The organism is Neolewinella aquimaris, assembly GCF_014197245.1.
Lineage (GTDB): Bacteria > Bacteroidota > Bacteroidia > Chitinophagales > Saprospiraceae > Neolewinella > Neolewinella aquimaris.
Genome location: NZ_JACIFF010000003.1, coordinates 194,296 through 211,276 on the forward strand (window position 1 = coordinate 194,296; position 16,981 = coordinate 211,276).

Annotated in this window: 16 protein-coding genes; 11 read left to right on the forward strand and 5 right to left on the reverse strand. The window is 58.7% G+C overall.

Annotation, left to right across the window (positions count from 1 at the left end; genetic code table 11):
* The first annotated feature begins 5 nt into the window (after positions 1–5).
* Together nadD and htpG are read left to right on the forward strand one after the other, a co-directional pair.
* Positions 6–590, forward strand: coding sequence for a nicotinate (nicotinamide) nucleotide adenylyltransferase (gene nadD / locus GGR28_RS07470; protein ID WP_183495147.1), 585 nt, complete (start codon positions 6–8; stop codon positions 588–590).
* Positions 591–679: 89 nt separating this feature from the next.
* Positions 680–2,563 carry a molecular chaperone HtpG gene (htpG, locus tag GGR28_RS07475; RefSeq protein WP_183495148.1) on the forward strand — a complete coding sequence of 628 codons (1,884 nt, stop codon included), beginning with the start codon at positions 680–682 and terminating at the stop codon, positions 2,561–2,563.
* Positions 2,564–2,632: 69 nt separating this feature from the next.
* Here htpG and GGR28_RS07480 read toward each other — a convergent pair whose 3' ends face one another.
* On the reverse strand, positions 2,633–3,241 hold the full coding sequence (locus GGR28_RS07480; protein WP_183495149.1) for a VOC family protein: 609 nt from the start codon (positions 3,239–3,241) through the stop codon (positions 2,633–2,635).
* A gap of 68 nt (positions 3,242–3,309) precedes the next feature.
* Here GGR28_RS07480 and GGR28_RS07485 point away from each other — a divergent pair, with 68 nt between their 5' ends.
* From GGR28_RS07485 to GGR28_RS07495, 3 genes are all read left to right on the forward strand, one after another.
* Complete coding sequence (locus GGR28_RS07485) at positions 3,310–3,909, forward strand: hypothetical protein (protein WP_183495150.1); 600 nt, start codon at positions 3,310–3,312, stop codon at positions 3,907–3,909.
* A gap of 152 nt (positions 3,910–4,061) precedes the next feature.
* Complete coding sequence (locus tag GGR28_RS07490; protein ID WP_183495151.1) at positions 4,062–5,573, forward strand: SUMF1/EgtB/PvdO family nonheme iron enzyme; 1,512 nt, start codon at positions 4,062–4,064, stop codon at positions 5,571–5,573.
* Positions 5,574–5,661: 88 nt separating this feature from the next.
* Entirely contained in the window at positions 5,662–7,026 is a 1,365-nt protein-coding gene (locus GGR28_RS07495; RefSeq protein WP_183495152.1) for a UDP-N-acetylmuramoyl-tripeptide--D-alanyl-D-alanine ligase, read from the forward strand.
* Here GGR28_RS07495 and GGR28_RS07500 read toward each other — a convergent pair.
* Positions 6,999–8,867 carry a cation:proton antiporter gene (locus GGR28_RS07500; RefSeq protein ID WP_183495153.1) on the reverse strand — a complete coding sequence of 623 codons (1,869 nt, stop codon included), beginning with the start codon at positions 8,865–8,867 and terminating at the stop codon, positions 6,999–7,001. The genes GGR28_RS07495 and GGR28_RS07500 overlap by 28 nt on opposite strands.
* An 84-nt stretch (positions 8,868–8,951) precedes the next feature.
* Here GGR28_RS07500 and GGR28_RS07505 point away from each other — a divergent pair, with 84 nt between their 5' ends.
* The 3 genes from GGR28_RS07505 to ppgK are packed head-to-tail and all read left to right on the forward strand — an operon-like array spanning position 8,952 to position 10,976.
* Positions 8,952–9,242 (forward strand): hypothetical protein, encoded by a 291-nt coding sequence (locus GGR28_RS07505; protein WP_183495154.1) that lies wholly within the window; start codon positions 8,952–8,954, stop codon positions 9,240–9,242.
* 39 nt (positions 9,243–9,281) lie between these two features.
* Positions 9,282–10,157, forward strand: a complete 876-nt coding sequence (locus tag GGR28_RS07510; RefSeq protein ID WP_183495155.1) for a peptidylprolyl isomerase — start codon at positions 9,282–9,284, stop codon at positions 10,155–10,157.
* Between the two features lie 39 nt (positions 10,158–10,196).
* Entirely contained in the window at positions 10,197–10,976 is a 780-nt protein-coding gene (gene ppgK / locus GGR28_RS07515; protein ID WP_183495156.1) for a polyphosphate--glucose phosphotransferase, read from the forward strand.
* Position 10,977: 1 nt separating this feature from the next.
* Here the strand turns inward: ppgK and cysS are convergent, their stop codons facing one another.
* The 3 genes from cysS to GGR28_RS07530 form a co-directional block, all read right to left on the reverse strand.
* The gene (gene cysS / locus GGR28_RS07520; RefSeq protein WP_183495157.1) at positions 10,978–12,471 is read right to left on the reverse strand and encodes a cysteine--tRNA ligase; all 1,494 of its coding nucleotides are present in this window, start codon (positions 12,469–12,471) and stop codon (positions 10,978–10,980) included.
* A gap of 155 nt (positions 12,472–12,626) precedes the next feature.
* A complete protein-coding gene (locus GGR28_RS07525) occupies positions 12,627–13,229 on the reverse strand; it encodes a DNA-3-methyladenine glycosylase family protein (RefSeq protein ID WP_221233834.1) in 603 nt (200 codons plus the stop codon).
* Positions 13,230–13,242: 13 nt separating this feature from the next.
* Complete coding sequence (locus GGR28_RS07530; RefSeq protein ID WP_183495158.1) at positions 13,243–13,782, reverse strand: flavin reductase family protein; 540 nt, start codon at positions 13,780–13,782, stop codon at positions 13,243–13,245.
* A 175-nt stretch (positions 13,783–13,957) separates the two neighbouring features.
* On the opposite strand from GGR28_RS07530, the gene GGR28_RS07535 reads away from it, so the two are divergent.
* From GGR28_RS07535 to GGR28_RS07545, 3 genes are read left to right on the forward strand one after another with little or no spacing between them, the layout of a single operon-like run.
* Complete coding sequence (locus GGR28_RS07535) at positions 13,958–14,719, forward strand: MbnP family protein (RefSeq protein WP_183495159.1); 762 nt, start codon at positions 13,958–13,960, stop codon at positions 14,717–14,719.
* A 2-nt stretch (positions 14,720–14,721) separates the two neighbouring features.
* Positions 14,722–15,735 carry a cytochrome-c peroxidase gene (locus GGR28_RS07540; RefSeq protein WP_221233835.1) on the forward strand — a complete coding sequence of 338 codons (1,014 nt, stop codon included), beginning with the start codon at positions 14,722–14,724 and terminating at the stop codon, positions 15,733–15,735.
* Positions 15,736–15,779: 44 nt separating this feature from the next.
* Positions 15,780–16,895, forward strand: coding sequence for a cytochrome-c peroxidase (locus tag GGR28_RS07545; RefSeq protein ID WP_183495160.1), 1,116 nt, complete (start codon positions 15,780–15,782; stop codon positions 16,893–16,895).
* Positions 16,896–16,981 lie beyond the last annotated feature (86 nt).

The following is a 16,981-nucleotide window of genomic DNA, read 5'->3' on the forward strand; positions in this document are numbered from 1 at the left end:
CGTTCATGAAAAGGCGTCAGATCGGGCTCTTCTTTGGCTCCTTCAATCCGGTACACACCGGCCACATGATCCTGGCCAATTACATGGCTACCCAAACCTCGCTCGATGAGGTGTGGATGGTCGTCAGCCCCCAAAACCCCTTTAAAAAGCCGGGTAGCCTGGCCCGCGACCACGACCGCCTGCACCTGGTCGAACTGGCCATCGGAGACACCCCCGGGCTGCGCGCCAGCCGGATAGAATTTGACCTGCCGAAGCCGTCGTACACCATCGACACCCTGGCGGTACTTAGAGACAAGCACCGGGAGTACGACTTTTCCCTCATCATGGGCAGCGACAACCTGGCCTCCCTGCCGAAGTGGAAGAACGCCGACATCATCCTGCGCGACTACCGCATTCACGTGTACCGGCGCCCCGAATACCCCGGGGGTGAACTCAGTACGCATCCGGGCGTGACGGTTTACGATGCTCCACTCATGCACCTGTCCGCTACCTACATCCGCAACTGCATCCGTGACGGCCGGAGCATCCGCTACCTGGTGCCCGAAGCCGTGGCCGAAGAGTTGGACAAATCGGGGCTTTACCGAACGTAAGGGTACCGACAATTTGACAGTACACTTCGGCTGGAACGGATGTTGACCGGCTATCTACCGGGACCGTGCGCCCGCTAAACACTACAACTATGCAGAAAGGCAATATCTCCGTACAGACGGAAAACATCTTTCCGATCATTAAGAAATTCCTGTACTCCGATCAGGAAATTTTCCTACGGGAGCTTGTATCCAACGCGACCGACGCGACCAGCAAGCTCGTCACCCTCGCCCGCAAGGGAGAAGCAAAGGGCGACTACTCCGACAAGACGATCGATATCATGATCGATCAGGAGGCCGGAACCCTCACCATCCGCGACCGCGGAATCGGGATGACCGAAGAGGAAGTGAAAAAGTACCTGAACCAGGTGGCCCTTTCCTCCGCCCAGGATTTTGTCGATAAGTACCAGGACGACGCCTCGATTATCGGGCACTTCGGACTCGGATTCTACTCCGCCTTCATGGTGGCCGACAAGGTAGAAGTAGTAACCAAGAGCTACCAGGACGATGCGACGGCGGTGCGCTGGATCTGTGAAGGTGACCCGAGCTACGAAATTGGCGAGGCCGAACGTGATATGCAGGGCACCGACGTAATCCTCCATATCGGTGAAGACAGCAAGCAGTACCTGGAGTCGGATGAGATCGAGGGGCTACTGATGAAGTACTGTCGCTTCCTGCCGTACCCAATCCGTTTCGGTACCAAGACCGAAACCACCTACGAGGAAGTCGAAGAAGTAGCCGAGGGCGAAGAAGCCCCCGAGCCGAAAAAGATCGAAACGGAGGTTGATAACATTATCAACAACACCGACCCCCTCTGGAAAAAAGCACCGGCGGAGCTGACCGACGAAGACTATAAGGACTTCTACCGGGAACTCTACCCCATGGGAGAGCCCCCGATGTTCTGGATTCACCTCAACATCGATTACCCCTTCCACCTCACCGGTATCCTGTACTTCCCCAAGGTATCGGGTAAGTTGGAGCTGCAGCGCAACAAGATCCAGCTCTACAGCAATCAGGTATATGTCACGGACAATGTTTCCGACATCGTTCCCGAGTTCCTGACCCTGCTGCATGGCGTCATCGACTCACCGGATATTCCCCTCAACGTATCCCGCAGCTACCTGCAGGCCGATACGAACGTCAAGAAGATCACCGGCTACATTACCAAGAAAGTAGCCGAGAAGCTCAACAGCCTCTTTAAGGAAGACCGCAAGGCCTACGAAGAAAAGTGGCCTGACCTGGGCGTGTTCGTGAAGTACGGCATGGTTTCGGACGACAAGTTCTACGATCGGGCCAAGAAGTTCGCCCTGGTCGAGAATACCGAAGACAAGTTCTTCACCATCGAGGAGTACCGCGAGCGCATCAAGGAAAACCAGACCGATAAGTACGATCGCCTGGTAGCCATCTATACCGCCGACGTTGACCGCCAGCACACCCTGGTCGAGGCCGCCCGCGCCCGCGGACTCGACGTACTCAAGTTTGAGCACGCGATCGATGCCCCGACCATCCAGAGCCTGGAGCAGAAGGAGGACAAGATGACTTTCGTGCGCGTCGACTCCGCCACCCCCGACCAACTGGTACAGAAGGACGAGGAGAAGGAGAACCTGCTCAGCGAGGAAGAACGCGAAACGGTAACGATCCTCTTCAGCGGGGTAGTAGACAATACTGGCTCGGTGGAAGTCAAGCCGCTCGATGTGCAGGATGCCCCCGTACAGATCGTACGCAACGAATTTATGCGCCGCATGAAGGAAATGCAGATGATGCAGGGCATGAACACCGATATGTTCCCCGATTCCTACCAGGTTGTAGTTAACGCCAACAATCCGCTGGTAAAGGAACGGCTGCTCGACGTCGAGGACGAAGCCACGCGCAGCGAAAACGCCAAGTACCTCTACCAACTGGCTAAGCTCAGTCAGCAGATGCTCAGCGGGGCGGAACTGAAGGCGTTCATCGAACGCTCCATGAAAATGATGTAGGCGGAACCGCGGTTCCGACCTGTCAGCCGGCCGGCATGTATTCCTAAGGGGTGCATGCCGGCTTTTTTATTAGAGGTGTAATTCTCCCGCCGGGCCGCTCAGGACAAGCTCTATTTTCGGTTCACTCGCATACCCGGCAGCGTAGCCGGGCACCAGGGCGGCTAGCAGTGGATTCACCCGCTCGGGTTCGGGATGAAAAAGGCGGAGGGCCCGCAGGCTTATTCTCCGATCCGGCAGAAAATCGGTGGGGTGTACGGCATTTTCTCCTCCCCAATCGATGAGAAAGGGGATTACCGACACGGCCGGCGCCCACCCGGGATCCGTAAGTTGCCAACGAAGCGTTTCGCCACCGGGAAGCGCCCTTTCTCCGGGCTGAACTTCGGTGTTTCCACCCATCAGCCTGGCTTTCGTTTCGATCGTTGCTCCTGCGTTTACCGCCCATCTGCTTACGGTTGGCGTGTTCAGGAGATCAATGCCCATCCAACGGGGCGGAGGGACGGAGGAAGTAGAATCGACGGCCAGGAGTTCGAGATAAGCGCGCGGGCCGATCCGAACGAGGCTGTTGTGGGTACCGCGACTGGGGTGACGGCCGCCCGGAGTAAGAAGTACTCCCAGGGAAGCAAGCCGAGCCGTCGCTTCCTCCAGATTGGGGACGCAGTAAACCAGGTGATCTAGCATTTGCCAAAGGTAAAGCCTAACTTTGCGGAGCTTTTCACATGCTGGACTACCCCGACAACCGAATTTGTATGCGTTTTCTCCTTTATCTGCTTTTCTTTTGTCTGTGTACTTCGGTTTCCGCGCAGAAACGCGGCAATCCGGCGCTATCCGAGGGCACCCCCCTGCAGTTCCAGTTCGATACCATGCTGGACGTCTCCAACCGATACCGGGAGCAGGACCAGGAATTTAAGGTCGTGCGGCGCGTGTACCTCGATGCTTTCATGAACAACGTGAGCGACTCGATCTCCGTGTATACGAAGCGCATCAGCCAGCTGGAGGCGGATAAGGCCCGCCTGCAGGACCAGATCGAGGGCAACGCCTCCCAGGTAGCCGACCGCGACGCTACCATCACCGCACTCAATGCGGAGCGGGACAGCGTAAGTCTGCTGGGCTTCCAACTCGCAAAGGACACGTACAGCATCATTATGTGGTCGCTGGTCATCGGTTTGCTGGTCTTCACCCTGATTGCCGTGGCCGGAACGCGGGTGGCCGCCGCCAATAATAATGAGTTAAAGCGGGAGCGCGACAAGTTGGCTTCCGAGCTCGAACAAAGCCGTAAAAGCCGCCTTACCGTAGAGCAAGACCTGCGACGTCAGCTGCAAGACGAAATCAACCGACGCAATCGCTAGGGCGGGGGCGCAGGAGCAGTGAAAATTAAGATTTTGCACACAATAGTTTTTCCGTCGTATCGGTTTAACTAGCCGTAGGCCGTAACACCTTGTGCATCAAAAGCAAGGGAACAAGGGCCTTGCTTAACAAATAACTGGACTACCAACGCCACATGAAGATATTGCTAAAGACGCTTCCCTACCTCTGCCTGGTGCTGCTGGTCGCGAGCTGTAACCGCAACAACGAACGCTCGCGTACGACCAACTGGAAGTACAACGACGAGAAGTGGGGCGGCTACGAAAAGAACGACGAATTCGCCGGCCAGGAGACGCCCCCCAATATGGTGCTCGTCCCCGGCGGAACTTTCGTCATGGGCTATACCGAAGAGGACGTGCCCTACGACTGGGATAACATCCCCCGCCGCGTGACCGTGTCGAGCTTCTACATGGATCAGACCGAGATCGCGAACGAGGATTACCTGCTGTACCTCGACTGGACACAGGATGTCTACAGTGAGTACCCCGAGGTGCTGCTCGCAGCCCTTCCCGACACCCTGGTCTGGCGCGATGAGCTCTCCTTTAACGAACCCTACGTAACCGGCTACCTGCGTCACCCCGCCTACGCCCAGCATCCCGTGGTGGGTGTCTCCTGGGTACAGGCCAAGGAGTACAGCCGCTGGCGTACTGACCGCGTAAACGAAGCCATCCTGATCGATAAGGGCATCCAGGAGGAGCGCCCCGACCAAAGCGGTTCCGATGTGTTCGTTACCGATGCTTACCTCGCCGGACAGTACGAAGGCGTAGAGCGCAAGGGAAAGAAAGACATGAAGACCGGCGGTACCCGCCCCGTTCGCCTCGCCGACGGTATTCTGCAGCCCGATTTCCGCCTGCCCACCGAAGCGGAATGGGAGTACGCCGCCCTCGCCCTCCAGGGACTCCAGGAGAATGAGAAGGACGAAAACTACACCGACCGCCGCATTTACCCCTGGAGCGGAACCAGCATGCGCTACCAGCGCCACGATAAGAATCAGGGTAAGATGTACGCCAACTTTAAGCGGGGTGCCGGTGACTACAGCGGTATTGCCGGTAAGCCGAACGACGAGAACATGATCACTAGCAATGTTTTCGACAATTTCCCCAACGATTTCGGCCTGTACAACATGGCCGGCAACGTCAACGAATGGGTACTGGACCTTTACCGTCCGCTCACCACCCAGACGCTGGTCGACGTACAGAACCACGACCTCAACAGCTTCCGGGGCAACGACTTCATGAACGTGAAGCGCGATCAGGACGGCAAAGCCGTTGAAAAGGACAGCCTCGGACGCCTCATTTACGTTCCCGTAGAGGATGCCGAAGTTGCCGACCGCGACAACTACAACCGCGGGCGGGTGTACGACTACCTGGACGGCGATGAGGACAGTGGTGCCGAGTATGCTACCGACCGCTACACCCTGATCAGCGACAAGGCTCGCGTATACAAGGGCGGCAGCTGGGCGGATCGCGCCTACTGGCTTAGCCCCGGTACCCGCCGCTTCCTCGACCAGGACCGTGGCTCACGTACCATCGGTTTCCGTTGTGCCATGGTGCGCGTAGGAAACAGCGCCGGTCAGGACAACTCGAACGTCAACCGCTTCGGCATCAAACCGAGCAAGTCTAAAAACCGCCGCCGCTCCCGTCGCTAACGGCTTCACAAGCTAGCACTTGAAAATGCCCCACCCGAAATTTCGGGTGGGGCATTTTTAATTGTTCCTACACCCGTAGTTTTGCGTGATGAACTTACCCCACGTACCAATTGCGGAACTGTACGAGATTTACCTCCGGCATCCGGCAATCAGTATCGACAGCCGGCGGGTGAGCCCGGGCGGCATGTTTGTCGCGTTCCGGGGTGACCGCGTCGACGGCAACCGTTACGCCGCCGCCGCACTGCGGGAGGGCGCCGCCTACGCCATCGTCGATGACCCTTCGGTGATTCCCTCCGGCGACGAGGTCGACCGCTACCTGCTCGTAGACGACAGCCTGGTAAGCCTGCAACAACTCGCACGCCGCCACCGGGAGGAATTTCTCATGCCGGTACTGGCCATTACGGGGAGCAACGGCAAAACGACCACGAAGGAGCTGATCGCGGCGGTTATGTCCCGGCAGTACGCGATCCACGCCACGCCCGGCAACTACAACAATCATCTCGGCCTGCCCCTCACGATTCTTTCCATGCCGGCGGGTACCGATCTCCTTATTTTAGAAATGGGGGCCAATCACCAGGGCGAGATCGCGGCCCTGTGCGAGATCGGCAGGCCTACCCACGGACTCGTCACCAACGTCGGCGATGCTCACCTGGAGGGGTTCGGGGGCAGGGAAGGCGTAATCAAGGGCAAGGCCGAGCTGTACCAGTTTCTGGCGGCCACCGGTGGGGTAGCCTTCGTCAATACCGACGAAGCCCACCTTAGGGATATGGCCGGCACGGCCGGAAGGGTAATCCCCTACTTCACCAGTGAAGCTCCTTCCCCCTTCGTACAGGGAGTAGAGGTGAAGACCGGGGCCGTTCACCCCCACATCGAGGTAAGCTTCCTAAGCGAACACCGGGAGTTGGTGACCCTTACGACCCATTTGAGCGGGGAGCACAATCTACAGAACGTGAAGTCCGCCATCGCGGTCGGCAAGTACTTCAAGGTACCCGCGGCGTCGATCGTTACGGCACTCGAAACCTACCGCTCGGAAAACCACCGCAGTCAGTGGCTCGCGCACCGTGGGGTAGATTTCTACTGGGATGCCTACAACGCCAACCCCAGCAGCGTGATCGCGGCACTGTCCGGTTTCCGGGCCGCCAGTTCGCCCGAAGACAGTGTAGTGGTGCTGGGTGAGATGCTGGAATTGGGACGGGAGAGTGCGGCGGCTCACCGTAAGGTCGTTTTGCGTGCGGGGCAGGTAGCGCGAACCGTGCTTCTGGTCGGTCCGGAAATGGCTGCCGTAGCGAGGGAATTCGAGCGTCCCCACTTTGCGGATAGTGCCGCCCTGTCGGAGTGGTTTTGGCAGCAGGACTGGACCGGGAAGAAGATATTTGTCAAGGGGAGTCGCGGCAATCGCCTGGAAGTGATGCTGGCCGAAGATCATCAGGCCTCGATCTCCCGTGGCGCGTAGCTTTCCTGTTCTACCTCTGCCTCCTCCTCCTGGGGATCGCCCAGGTAATAGAGGGTGTCGCCTACCGAAACGGATACCTTGCCCTCTCCGGCGGGAATAAAGGTGATGTCACCGTGTTCCGCACACCGTAGGTAGAGGGGAATGGCCTTCTCCTCCCGCAATTGCTCCAGGATCAGGTGATACTCCTTCTGCTCCGTCACTTCTACCGACTGCACCTCGCCGAAGTTTCTGGCCGCCCGGTTGAAGAGGAGGTAGCTGACGTAATGACCGAACAGGGATTCATTGCCGTAGCGCTGCGCCTGGATTTCCTTGCGCGTAACCAGGCGGAATGCCCCCCGAATCCCCTCCCGGCTCCGGTAGTTGTTCAGCAGGTAAAAATTGTCCTCGTCGTTGCCGGTCAGGGCGAGGATGTAGCCGATGTCCGTCAGATCGATCCGGCTATCCAGTTCATCGGAATTGAATTGCACGTTAAGCACGTTGAGGTGCTTTTCCTCGGCAATGTCCGATTCCGCCCGGTTGGGGGTGATGAGGGTGACGTCGCGCCCGCTTTCCTGGAGGGAGAGGGCGAGCTGACGGGCACCCTCCGAGGCACCGAAGATCAGTACACCGCTGCCCCGGGGCAGACTCACCCTCAGCTTGCGGGCGATGAAGCCGGCGAGGGTAGCGTTGAGTAGTACCGTACCGAGTACGATAAGAAACACCAGGGGGGTAATGTACTCGGCGTCGGCAATACCTTCCTTGGCAAGTTCGATACCGAAGAGGGATGCTACGCCGGCGGCCACGATGCCCCGGGGGCCTACCCAACTGATGAAGGCCTTATCGCGCCAGCTCAGATCGGATTGGGCCAGACTCCAGAAGACGCCAAGGGGCCGCGCGAGAAAAACGACGATCAGGAAGACGACCAGGCTTTCCTGGGTGAGGACCAGGGTGATCTGGTCGACGGTCATGTTGGCCGAGAGCAAAATGAAGAGCAGCGAGATGAGGAGGAGGGTGAGGCTCTCCTTGAAGTCCAGAATGTCGTGCAGGAAGGGCACTTCCCGGTTGGCCAGATACGCTCCCATTACCACCGTGGTGAGCAATCCGCTTTCGTGGACGATGGCATCCGATACGAGGAAGGCTCCCACCACGAACCCGAGGGTAACGATGTTGAGCAGAAACTTAGGTACGTACAGGCGGCTGATCACAAAGAAGAGTAGGTGGCCGATCACGAAGCCCAGTCCGATACCCACCAGTCCCGCCTGAAAGAATTTGACCAGCGACTGATACACCGTAGCCTGGGGATCGTAGTAGGCGACGATAAAATTATAGAACAGCACGGCAAGAAAGGCACCCACCGGGTCGATCACGATGCTTTCCCACTTGAGTACCGTGGCTACCTGCCGCTTTACGTTGATCTGCCGCATGATGGGCGTGATGACCGTGGGGCCGGTGACTACGATAAGGGTGGAAAACAGGAAGGCGATCTGCCAGTTGAGGCCCATAATGAAGTGGGCCGCGAAGCCGGCTACTATCGTGGTCGTAAAGGCTCCGTAAGTGGTGAGGCGAAAGATGCTGTCGGCCAGTCCGCGGATCTCCTTCAACCGCAGGGTGAGGCCGCCCTCGAAAAGTATAAGGCCGATGGAGAGGGACACGAAACTGTAGAGCAGGTTTCCGGGGAAGAGGCCGGTGCCCGCATCGCTATCGAAGCGCGGACTGAGCAGCCGGTGGCCGCTGTACCACTCCCAGCCGGGACCGATGAGAATACCCGCGAGAATAAGGGGAAGAATGGCGGGAACCCGCAGCCGCCAAGCGATCCACTGGGCCAATACGCCAATGATGATCAGGCCTCCGATTTCGTACATGGAAGTAAATTGCCTGAACCGGGAAGTTGTTTATCCCGGGCTTAGGTTATCTTCGCCCGCCACACCGTTACCAAAACCCGACCCGTGACCCGCCAGGAATTTGACGCTTCGCTTACCGAAGCTGCCCCACCCCCGTCCCTGAGTCGGGAGCTTACCTCCCTCTGGTGGATCACCAACAACCAGTGGCAGCGGGCCCATGACCTGATCGACTCCGCACCCGGCCCCGATACCGCCTGGGTACACGCCTACCTGCACCGCATCGACGGCGACGAGGCCAATGCCGGCTACTGGTACCGCCGCGCCGGAAAGAACAAACCCGACTACGGACTGTCTAAGGAAAGAGATGTTTTACTCGAGTATTTTCTGGAAAAATAAGATGCCGGGAAAATTCGCGTTTACTACCAAACCCCTTTCATGCGTACCCTGATCCTCCTGCTCACTACCGTTCTTTTTGTCCATTGCGCAAGGCCGGTAGCGGTATTCACCCCCAATGAGCAAACCGTAGCCGCCGCCGATACGGTCACCTTCCGCAACGATTCGGAGAAGGCCGTCGGTTACTACTGGGACTTCGGCAACGGACAGACCAGTACGGAAGCAAGCCCCCAAATGCGCTACTTCAAATCCGGCGACTACTCCGTGGTGCTCACCGCGACCAACGAGAAGGGAAAATCCAAATCAACCACCCAAACCATCAACGTGACTCCACCGAAAGAATGCCTCATCCGCATCGAGACTCCCCAGGGAGATATGCTCGCCCGGCTCTCAGATCTCACTCCCCAGCACCAGGACAACTTCGTCAAGTTGACCGAGGAGGAATTTTACGACGGCCTGCTGTTCCACCGCGTTATTGAGGGATTCATGCTCCAGGGCGGTGACCCCGATAGCAAGAACGCCTCGCCCGGCAGCCGCCTCGGCAGTGGGGGACCGGGGTATCAGGTGCCCGCGGAATTCGATCCTTCCCTGGCGCACGTAAAGGGTGCCATCGCGGCGGCCCGGACCAACAACCCCCAGAAACTCAGCAGTGGCTCACAGTTCTACATCGTGCAGGGCCGCCCAGTTACGGAGAACGAACTCAACAGCCAGGAAAGTCAGACCGGAGTGCGCTACCCGAGCGAGGTGAGAGAAGCCTACCTGCAAAACGGCGGCGTCCCCTTCCTCGATCAGAACTACACCGTCTTCGGACAGGTAATCGAGGGGCTGGACGTCATCGATAAGATTGCCGCCGTTGCGACCGGAGCCGGAGACCGCCCCAAGGAGGACGTATCCATGAAGATTTCGCTGGTGCGTTAGGAGATTCCTATCTTCACCGCCTCAGTACAAAACAGCGGAATGAAGGACACTACTATTTTGGGCGTTGACGTAGGCGCCACTGGGTTTAAGGGTGGATTGGTCGACGTAAAAACCGGCGCGATGCTCACTGAGCGGTTTCGCTTCGACACTCCCCAGCCGGCTACTCCCTCGGCAATGGCCTATACCTTCCGCAGCCTGATTGACCATTTTGAATACACCGGTGTGGTGGGTGTCGGATTTCCGGCTACCGTACACCGCAATGTTGCCGGTAGCGCCTCCAACATCGATAAGGCCTGGATCGGTACGTCCATCTCCGAAACCTTCGGCCGGATGCGCGACGTGTCCATCTACGCGCTCAACGACGCCGATGCCGCCGGCATCGCAACCATGAACTTCGGCACCGGCCGCTCGCATAAGGAAGACGGCACCGTGGTGATGATTACGATCGGTACCGGTCTGGGCGGGGCAATGTTCCTCGATGGTGAGTTGGTCCCTAACTTCGAATTGGGGCAACTGTACTTAAAGGGGATGGACATCGTCGCCGAAAAGTGGGTATCCAACAAGGTGCGCAAGGATACCAACATGGACTGGAAGACCTTCGGTAAGCGACTCAACAAGTACCTCACTCACGTCAACTCCATTCTCAACCCCGACCTGATCATCCTGGGCGGCGGTGGCAGCAAGTACTACCTCGACTACAAGAAGTACCTTAAGTGCAAGTGTGAGATCAAGCCCGCCGAGATGCGCAATACCGCCGGTACCGTGGGTGCGGCTGTGTACGCCTACCAACGCCACCAACGCAAGGTGGCTGCCGTGTAGTTTATTCGATCGACCAGGTCGCGCCGTCCTTCCCGTCCTTTACGGTGATTCCGGCGTGGCTGAGCGCGTCGCGCAGTTTGTCCGACAGCGCCCAGTTTTTATCGGTACGTGCCTGCTGACGTAGATCGAGGATAATTTGCATGGCATTGCTGAGTGCCTCTTGCTCCGCTCCTGCGCTTGCCGCCTCATTCCTCAGGCCGAGCACATCGAAAAGTAGGGTGCCGAGTCGGGTAAGAAAGTCGGCAAGCCGATCGGGGCTGACCTCCTCGAGGGACAGTTGTCCGCCCTGCAGGGCATTGATGCGGGTGACGAGCTCGAAGATGCGTGCAAGGGCCCGGGGGGTGTTGAAGTCATCGTCCATCTCGGCATAGGCGGCCGCGAGTCCTTCTTCGAGTTCTTTCCCTACCGTGTCGTTCTGTCCGCCGCCCTTCGCTTCCAGATCCTGTAAAATGTTCCAGGCTTCCATGAGACGGGTGTGGCCTTTCTTAGCGGCCTGCAGTGCCTCGTCGCTGAGGTCCATGGTGCTGCGGTAGTGGCTCTGTAGCATGAAAAAGCGGACGACCAGCGGGCTGTACCCCTCCGAAACGTGGGGGCTGTCTCCGCTGAAGAGCTCCTCGGGCGTGATGGTGTTGCCGTCCGACTTCGACATTTTCTTGCCGTTCATCAGCAGCATATTCGTGTGGATCCAGTAGCGGGCGCCGGCGTGGCGGCAGGCACCGACGTTCTGGGCAATCTCGTTTTCGTGGTGGGGGAATTTGAGGTCGTTGCCGCCGCCGTGGATATCGAACTCCTCGCCGAGGTACTTCGTGCTCATGGCCGAGCACTCCAGGTGCCAGCCGGGAAAGCCCTCGCCCCAGGGACTGTTCCACCGAAGAATGTGGTCCTCGTGGGCCTTCATCCAGATGGCGAAATCGGAGGGGTTGCGCTTTTCGTCCTGCGATTTCAGTTCGCGGCTTTCGGACAGCAGCTCGTCGATGCGGCGGCCGGACAGCTCCCCGTAGCGATCTTCATTCGCGGCGTTGTAGGCGGCTACGTCAAAGTAGACCGAGCCGTTTACCTCGTAGGCGTATCCGTTGTTGATAATTTCCTGTACCAGCTCAATCTGCTCGATGATGTGGCCGGTGGCGCGGGGCTCGATGCTGGGGGGCAACGCGTTGAGGGTGCGCATCACGTCGTGAAACTGGTTAGCGAACTTCTGGGCGACCTCCATCGGTTCCAGTTGCTCCAGTCTGGCGCCCTTGCTCATGCGGTCTTCGCCGTCGTCGGTGAGGTGACCCACGTCGGTGATGTTGCGTACGTAGCGGACTTTGTATCCCTTTGCCAAGAGGTAGCGGTACACGATGTCGAAGCTCACGAAGGTCCGGCAGTTACCGAGGTGGACGGGGTTGTAAACGGTGGGACCGCAGACGTACAGCCCGACGTGGCCGGCGTTAAGGGGGGTGAAGACCTCCTTCTGGCGGGAAAGGCTGTTGTAGACGGTGAGCTCGGTAGACATGCAAGGTGATTTCAGGCGGCGAAATTACGGCATTTGGGGAGACCGGGGGCGGGGCCCGGTCCAACCGCTTAAGCCGTTGGACGGGGTGACACCGTCCAACGGTTCAAATGCCGGACGGGGTTACCCCGTCCGACGGCTATAGCGGTCCGACCGCTTTACCCCATTTCCCACAAATACCGACTGGCGTAACTCCTGTACGGCCGCCAGGGCTCCGCGGCCTCGATCATGGCGGCGATGAGGGCTTTGCCCTTGAGGTGATGGAGATCGAATAGCGTGATGAGGTTACGGCGTACGACGAGGTCGTCAACGGGGAGCAGGTCGGGGCGTTTAAGGACGAACATGAGGACCATCTCTACCGTCCACTGGCCCACGCCCTTGATTTGGGTGAGGAGGGTAAGTATTTCCTGGTCGTTTAGCTCGTCCCAATCCTGATCGATGAGCTTGTGCTCCAGCCAGAATTCGGCGACATTGTGCAGGTAACCGGCCTTGGAGCGGCTCATGCCTACGGCACGTAAATCCGCTTCCGACAGGTCGAGCAGCCGATCGGGGTGGGGGTAGCCGTCGGGAAATACATCCAGGAAGCGGCCGAAAATGGTTGACGCCGCCTTGCCGCTCAGCTGCTGGTAGGTGATGGAACGGAGCAACCCGAAGTAGACGTCCCCACCGTGATCCGGCCGTAGCTTTAGCGTATGCTGATCCAGCAGGGGACCCAACTTAGCGTGACGGCGTAGGTGAGCGGCGATTTCGGGGTCGATCATGGTTGGTCCCGGATTAGCTCCTGGGACTTACGCCTTCGTAGTGCCTGCGGGTGTCCGCCTCGGTGATGGGCTGGCCGGCGTTGCTGCGGGCATTGACGATGCGGCCTACGAAGAGCAGGTGATCGCCGGGTGTGGTAAGGGCATCCTCAAGCTTACATTCCAGGGTGGCAATGCCGCAATCGAGCAGGGGGGCACCGGTTTTTCCTTCCGTGTAGGATATTCCGTTTACGGACTGGTTGCTGTAATCGACCTCCGTTTGCTGGGCGAATTTCTTGATGAGCGACTCGTCGTCCTTGCCGAGTACGGAAAGGGAAAAGGACTGGGCGCGCTGAATGGTCTCGTTGAGGTCGCTGTCCTTCTGTACGGCGATCGTGATCAGGGGGGGCTCGAAACTCGACTGCATCGCCCAACTCACGGTAGCGGCGCTTACCCAGTCTTCGGAGCGGGTCGCGAGGTCACTGCCGTCCTTGCGGGTGGCAACGATGTAGTAGCCGTAGGATAATTGCTTCAGGGCGTTGTCGAGATCTTTGCGGTTGGCGGATTGGTCGGCCATGGATATTGATAGTTTACTTATGAAATGCCCTATCCAACGGGCAGCTTTTGCGTGATGTTCGGGTATTTTGTCCGCTATCACGCCGAGAATATTCGGGGTACTACGAAGCCTAAGCCGCCCCCGCCACGTTATATAGCCTCACCGAATTGCACCGCACCTGCGTCCCCGCCCGCCTATGAAATACCTGCTGCCCCTCCTGCTTTTGTTCGTACTTACCGCTTGCCAGGACGACGACGATCCCGTGTCGGCAACCGAAGAAGTGGAGCTGTCGCTCGATTTTCGCGCCGATTACGCGGGCCAACCCCTGGCCATTCAGAGCGGCACCTATACCTACCCTACAGGCGCCCGACTGAAGGTGCTGCTGTTTCAGTACTACATTTCCGACCTGGAGCTGCTGCCGGTCGGCGGGGGGGAAGCGGTCAGGCTGACGGACATCGACCTCATCCGCTGGATGTCGGCCAGTGAACCGGCTACCACGACGCGCAGTTACCGGGTGCCGGCAGGTGAATACCGTGGATTACGCTTCGGGCTGGGGGTGAAACCGGAACTTAACGCCCGCAATCCCAGTGAATTTGCCGCCGATTACGTACTTAACGAAGCCGAATTCTGGGGGCCGACCACCCGCTACGTCTTCGCCAAGATCGAAGCCAATGCCGACCTGGAAAACGACAATACCTTCGACACCGGGCTGAGTTACCACCTGGGTACCGATGCCCTCTACACCACCGTCACCTTCGACCAGACCTTCCGGGTCGCCGAGGGAAGCAGTCCCGCGATTACAGTGGCGGCCGACGTGCTGCGGGCCCTTTCCGCCAGCGGGCAGACCTTCGACATCAGTAATCCTGACCAACGCAACGTCCACGGCGGCAACCAGGAAGTGGGGCGGGACATTTGGGAACGGCTGGCCGGTCAGTTCAGGCTGGAAATCAGGGAATAAGCTTGCGGTGGTGGGTCTATAGCATCGTATTACTCTGCGCCTGCGGACAGGAACGTACTGAGTCCATTCCCCCGCCCTTTGCCGCGATCCTCTATCCGGCCGACAACCCGTCGACCGAGGCCGGTATTTCGCTCGGGGAGCGGCTCTTCTTCGACGGCGGACTTTCGCAAGACGGATCGATCAGCTGCGCCAGTTGCCACCGTCCGGAACTGGCCTTTAGCGACGGATTGCGGGTAAGCCGGGGGATTAGCGGACTCGAGGGCCTGCGCAACACCCCCGGCCTGACCAACATCGGCTACCTCCACCACTCCCTTTTTTGGGACGGGCGCGCCGAGAACCTGGAGGATCAGGCGCTGCATCCCGTCGGTAACGTTCACGAAATGGGGGGCAGTTGGCCGGAAGTAATCGAAAGATTGCGCGAGCAGCGGAACTACGTCGCCGCGTTCCGAAAGGCCTTCGGCGCGGTGCCGATCGACTCTACCCTCGTGGGCCGGGCCCTCGCCCAGTACCAGCGAACCCTTATTTCCTCCGACAGCAAGTACGACCGCGTACAGCGCGGAGTGGAGGAGTATACGGCTCAGGAATCTCTGGGGCATGCCATCTTTTTCGATCTGGCGGACGATCCTGGCGGTCCGTTTGCGGGGTTCCCGAAGGGAGAATGTGCTCACTGCCACACGCCGCCCCACTTCACCAACCAACGTTTCGAAAACAATGGCCTGGACGAAATGCCCGATCTCACCGCCGTTCCCGATCCGGGGCGTGGGGCGGTAAACAGGGTTGTCTACGACAACGGTCGGTTCCGTAATCCGGGCCTGCGCAATGTCGCCCTCACTGCTCCCTACATGCACGACGGGCGTTTTGGCAGTCTGGAGGAGGTGATCGACCACTATAATTCGGGAGGGAAATACGCGGAAACCCGGAGCCCCAACGTTCATCCGCTGGGCCTGGATGCCAGCCATAAAGCGGCATTGGTCGCCTTCCTGCATACCCTGACCGACACTTCCTTTGTTAAGTAGGTCGAGGCGTTGTACGCCGAGCAATGTAAAAAGAGCAATAGTTTATGGTTCGTCAGTACTTCATCTTCGGTTTCCTGAGCCTGCTCGCGGTGGTGGGCTGTACGGAGGATCCCGTGGATAATGCCATAATCGACGACCAAGCAATCACTGGCCCCAGTGCACCGACGCCCTACGCCCTGGAGGTGCCCGCTTACTTTCCGGCCCCCATCGTCGATCCGGAAAATCCGATCACGGAGGAGGGAATCGAACTGGGGCGACACATTTTTTACGATCGGGACATCCTGAGTTCCGACGGGTCGATGTCCTGCGCCAGCTGCCATAAACAGGAACTGGCCTTCACCGATGGACTGAACCGCTCGCTAGGCATCCGGCAGCTGGAGGGGGGCAGAAGCGCGATGTCGCTGGTCAATCTCGCCTTTAACCCCAGTGGCTTCAACTGGGACGGCAGCTCACCGAAGTTGTGGGAGCAGGCCATCCACCCCGTGGAGGATATGCTCGAGCTCGACAACGATTGGGCCGAGGTGCTGCGCAAACTCCGGGAACACGACGATTATCCCGCCCGTTTCCGCGCCGCCTTCGGCATCGACCGCAAGGAGGAGATCACCCGCGAGCTTACCGTGAAGGCCATTGCCCAGTTCGAGCGTACCATCATTTCGGCCGACAGCAAGTTTGATCGCGTCGTGTACCAGAACACGGACTTCTTCACCGAGGCCGAGCAGCTGGGGGCCGACAGCCTCTTCTTCGTAGAAAACGTACCACCGGGGACCCTGCATCCCGGCTGCGGTCATTGCCACAACGCTCCGAATTTTGGCGACAATAAGTTCAAGAACAACGGCATTGAAGATGTCGCCTCCCTTGACGACTTTGTCGATAAGGGGCTCGGCGGCGTCAACGGCAATCGCTTCGACAACGGTAAGTTCCGTACGCCTACCCTGCGCAATATCGCCCTCACTGCTCCCTACATGCACGACGGCCGCTTCAAGACCCTCGAAGAAGTGCTCGATCACTACGCCTCCGGCGGCCACAACCTGGAAAACGAGGACCCCAACATCACCGGCTTTACGCTCACGGAACGGGAAAAGGAGGCCCTACTGGCATTTCTCAACACCCTTACGGATGAATCCCTACTGACGGACGAGCGATTTTCGGCACCCCGGTAGCGACCCCGGCTGCCCAATATTTATGGCATGCGGTCCTTCGGGGCGGGTACGCAGGAGCAATGTGAAATGGGCTGAGAGCTAAGAAT

What these genes read in the sequence shown, in the direction of transcription:
- GGR28_RS07525 (WP_221233834.1), bottom strand. Translation starts at nt 13,229, where the DNA reads ATGATCGACCCCGAAATCGCCGCTCACCTACGCCGTCACGCTAAGTTG.
- GGR28_RS07535 (WP_183495159.1), top strand. Translation starts at nt 13,958, where the DNA reads ATGAAATACCTGCTGCCCCTCCTGCTTTTGTTCGTACTTACCGCTTGC.
- GGR28_RS07500 (WP_183495153.1), bottom strand. Translation starts at nt 8,867, where the DNA reads ATGTACGAAATCGGAGGCCTGATCATCATTGGCGTATTGGCCCAGTGG.
- GGR28_RS07485 (WP_183495150.1), top strand. Translation starts at nt 3,310, where the DNA reads ATGCGTTTTCTCCTTTATCTGCTTTTCTTTTGTCTGTGTACTTCGGTT.
- ppgK (WP_183495156.1), top strand. Translation starts at nt 10,197, where the DNA reads ATGAAGGACACTACTATTTTGGGCGTTGACGTAGGCGCCACTGGGTTT.
- GGR28_RS07510 (WP_183495155.1), top strand. Translation starts at nt 9,282, where the DNA reads ATGCGTACCCTGATCCTCCTGCTCACTACCGTTCTTTTTGTCCATTGC.
- GGR28_RS07480 (WP_183495149.1), bottom strand. Translation starts at nt 3,241, where the DNA reads ATGCTAGATCACCTGGTTTACTGCGTCCCCAATCTGGAGGAAGCGACG.
- GGR28_RS07530 (WP_183495158.1), bottom strand. Translation starts at nt 13,782, where the DNA reads ATGGCCGACCAATCCGCCAACCGCAAAGATCTCGACAACGCCCTGAAG.
- nadD (WP_183495147.1), top strand. Translation starts at nt 6, where the DNA reads ATGAAAAGGCGTCAGATCGGGCTCTTCTTTGGCTCCTTCAATCCGGTA.
- GGR28_RS07545 (WP_183495160.1), top strand. Translation starts at nt 15,780, where the DNA reads ATGGTTCGTCAGTACTTCATCTTCGGTTTCCTGAGCCTGCTCGCGGTG.
- cysS (WP_183495157.1), bottom strand. Translation starts at nt 12,471, where the DNA reads ATGTCTACCGAGCTCACCGTCTACAACAGCCTTTCCCGCCAGAAGGAG.
- GGR28_RS07495 (WP_183495152.1), top strand. Translation starts at nt 5,662, where the DNA reads ATGAACTTACCCCACGTACCAATTGCGGAACTGTACGAGATTTACCTC.
- htpG (WP_183495148.1), top strand. Translation starts at nt 680, where the DNA reads ATGCAGAAAGGCAATATCTCCGTACAGACGGAAAACATCTTTCCGATC.
- GGR28_RS07490 (WP_183495151.1), top strand. Translation starts at nt 4,062, where the DNA reads ATGAAGATATTGCTAAAGACGCTTCCCTACCTCTGCCTGGTGCTGCTG.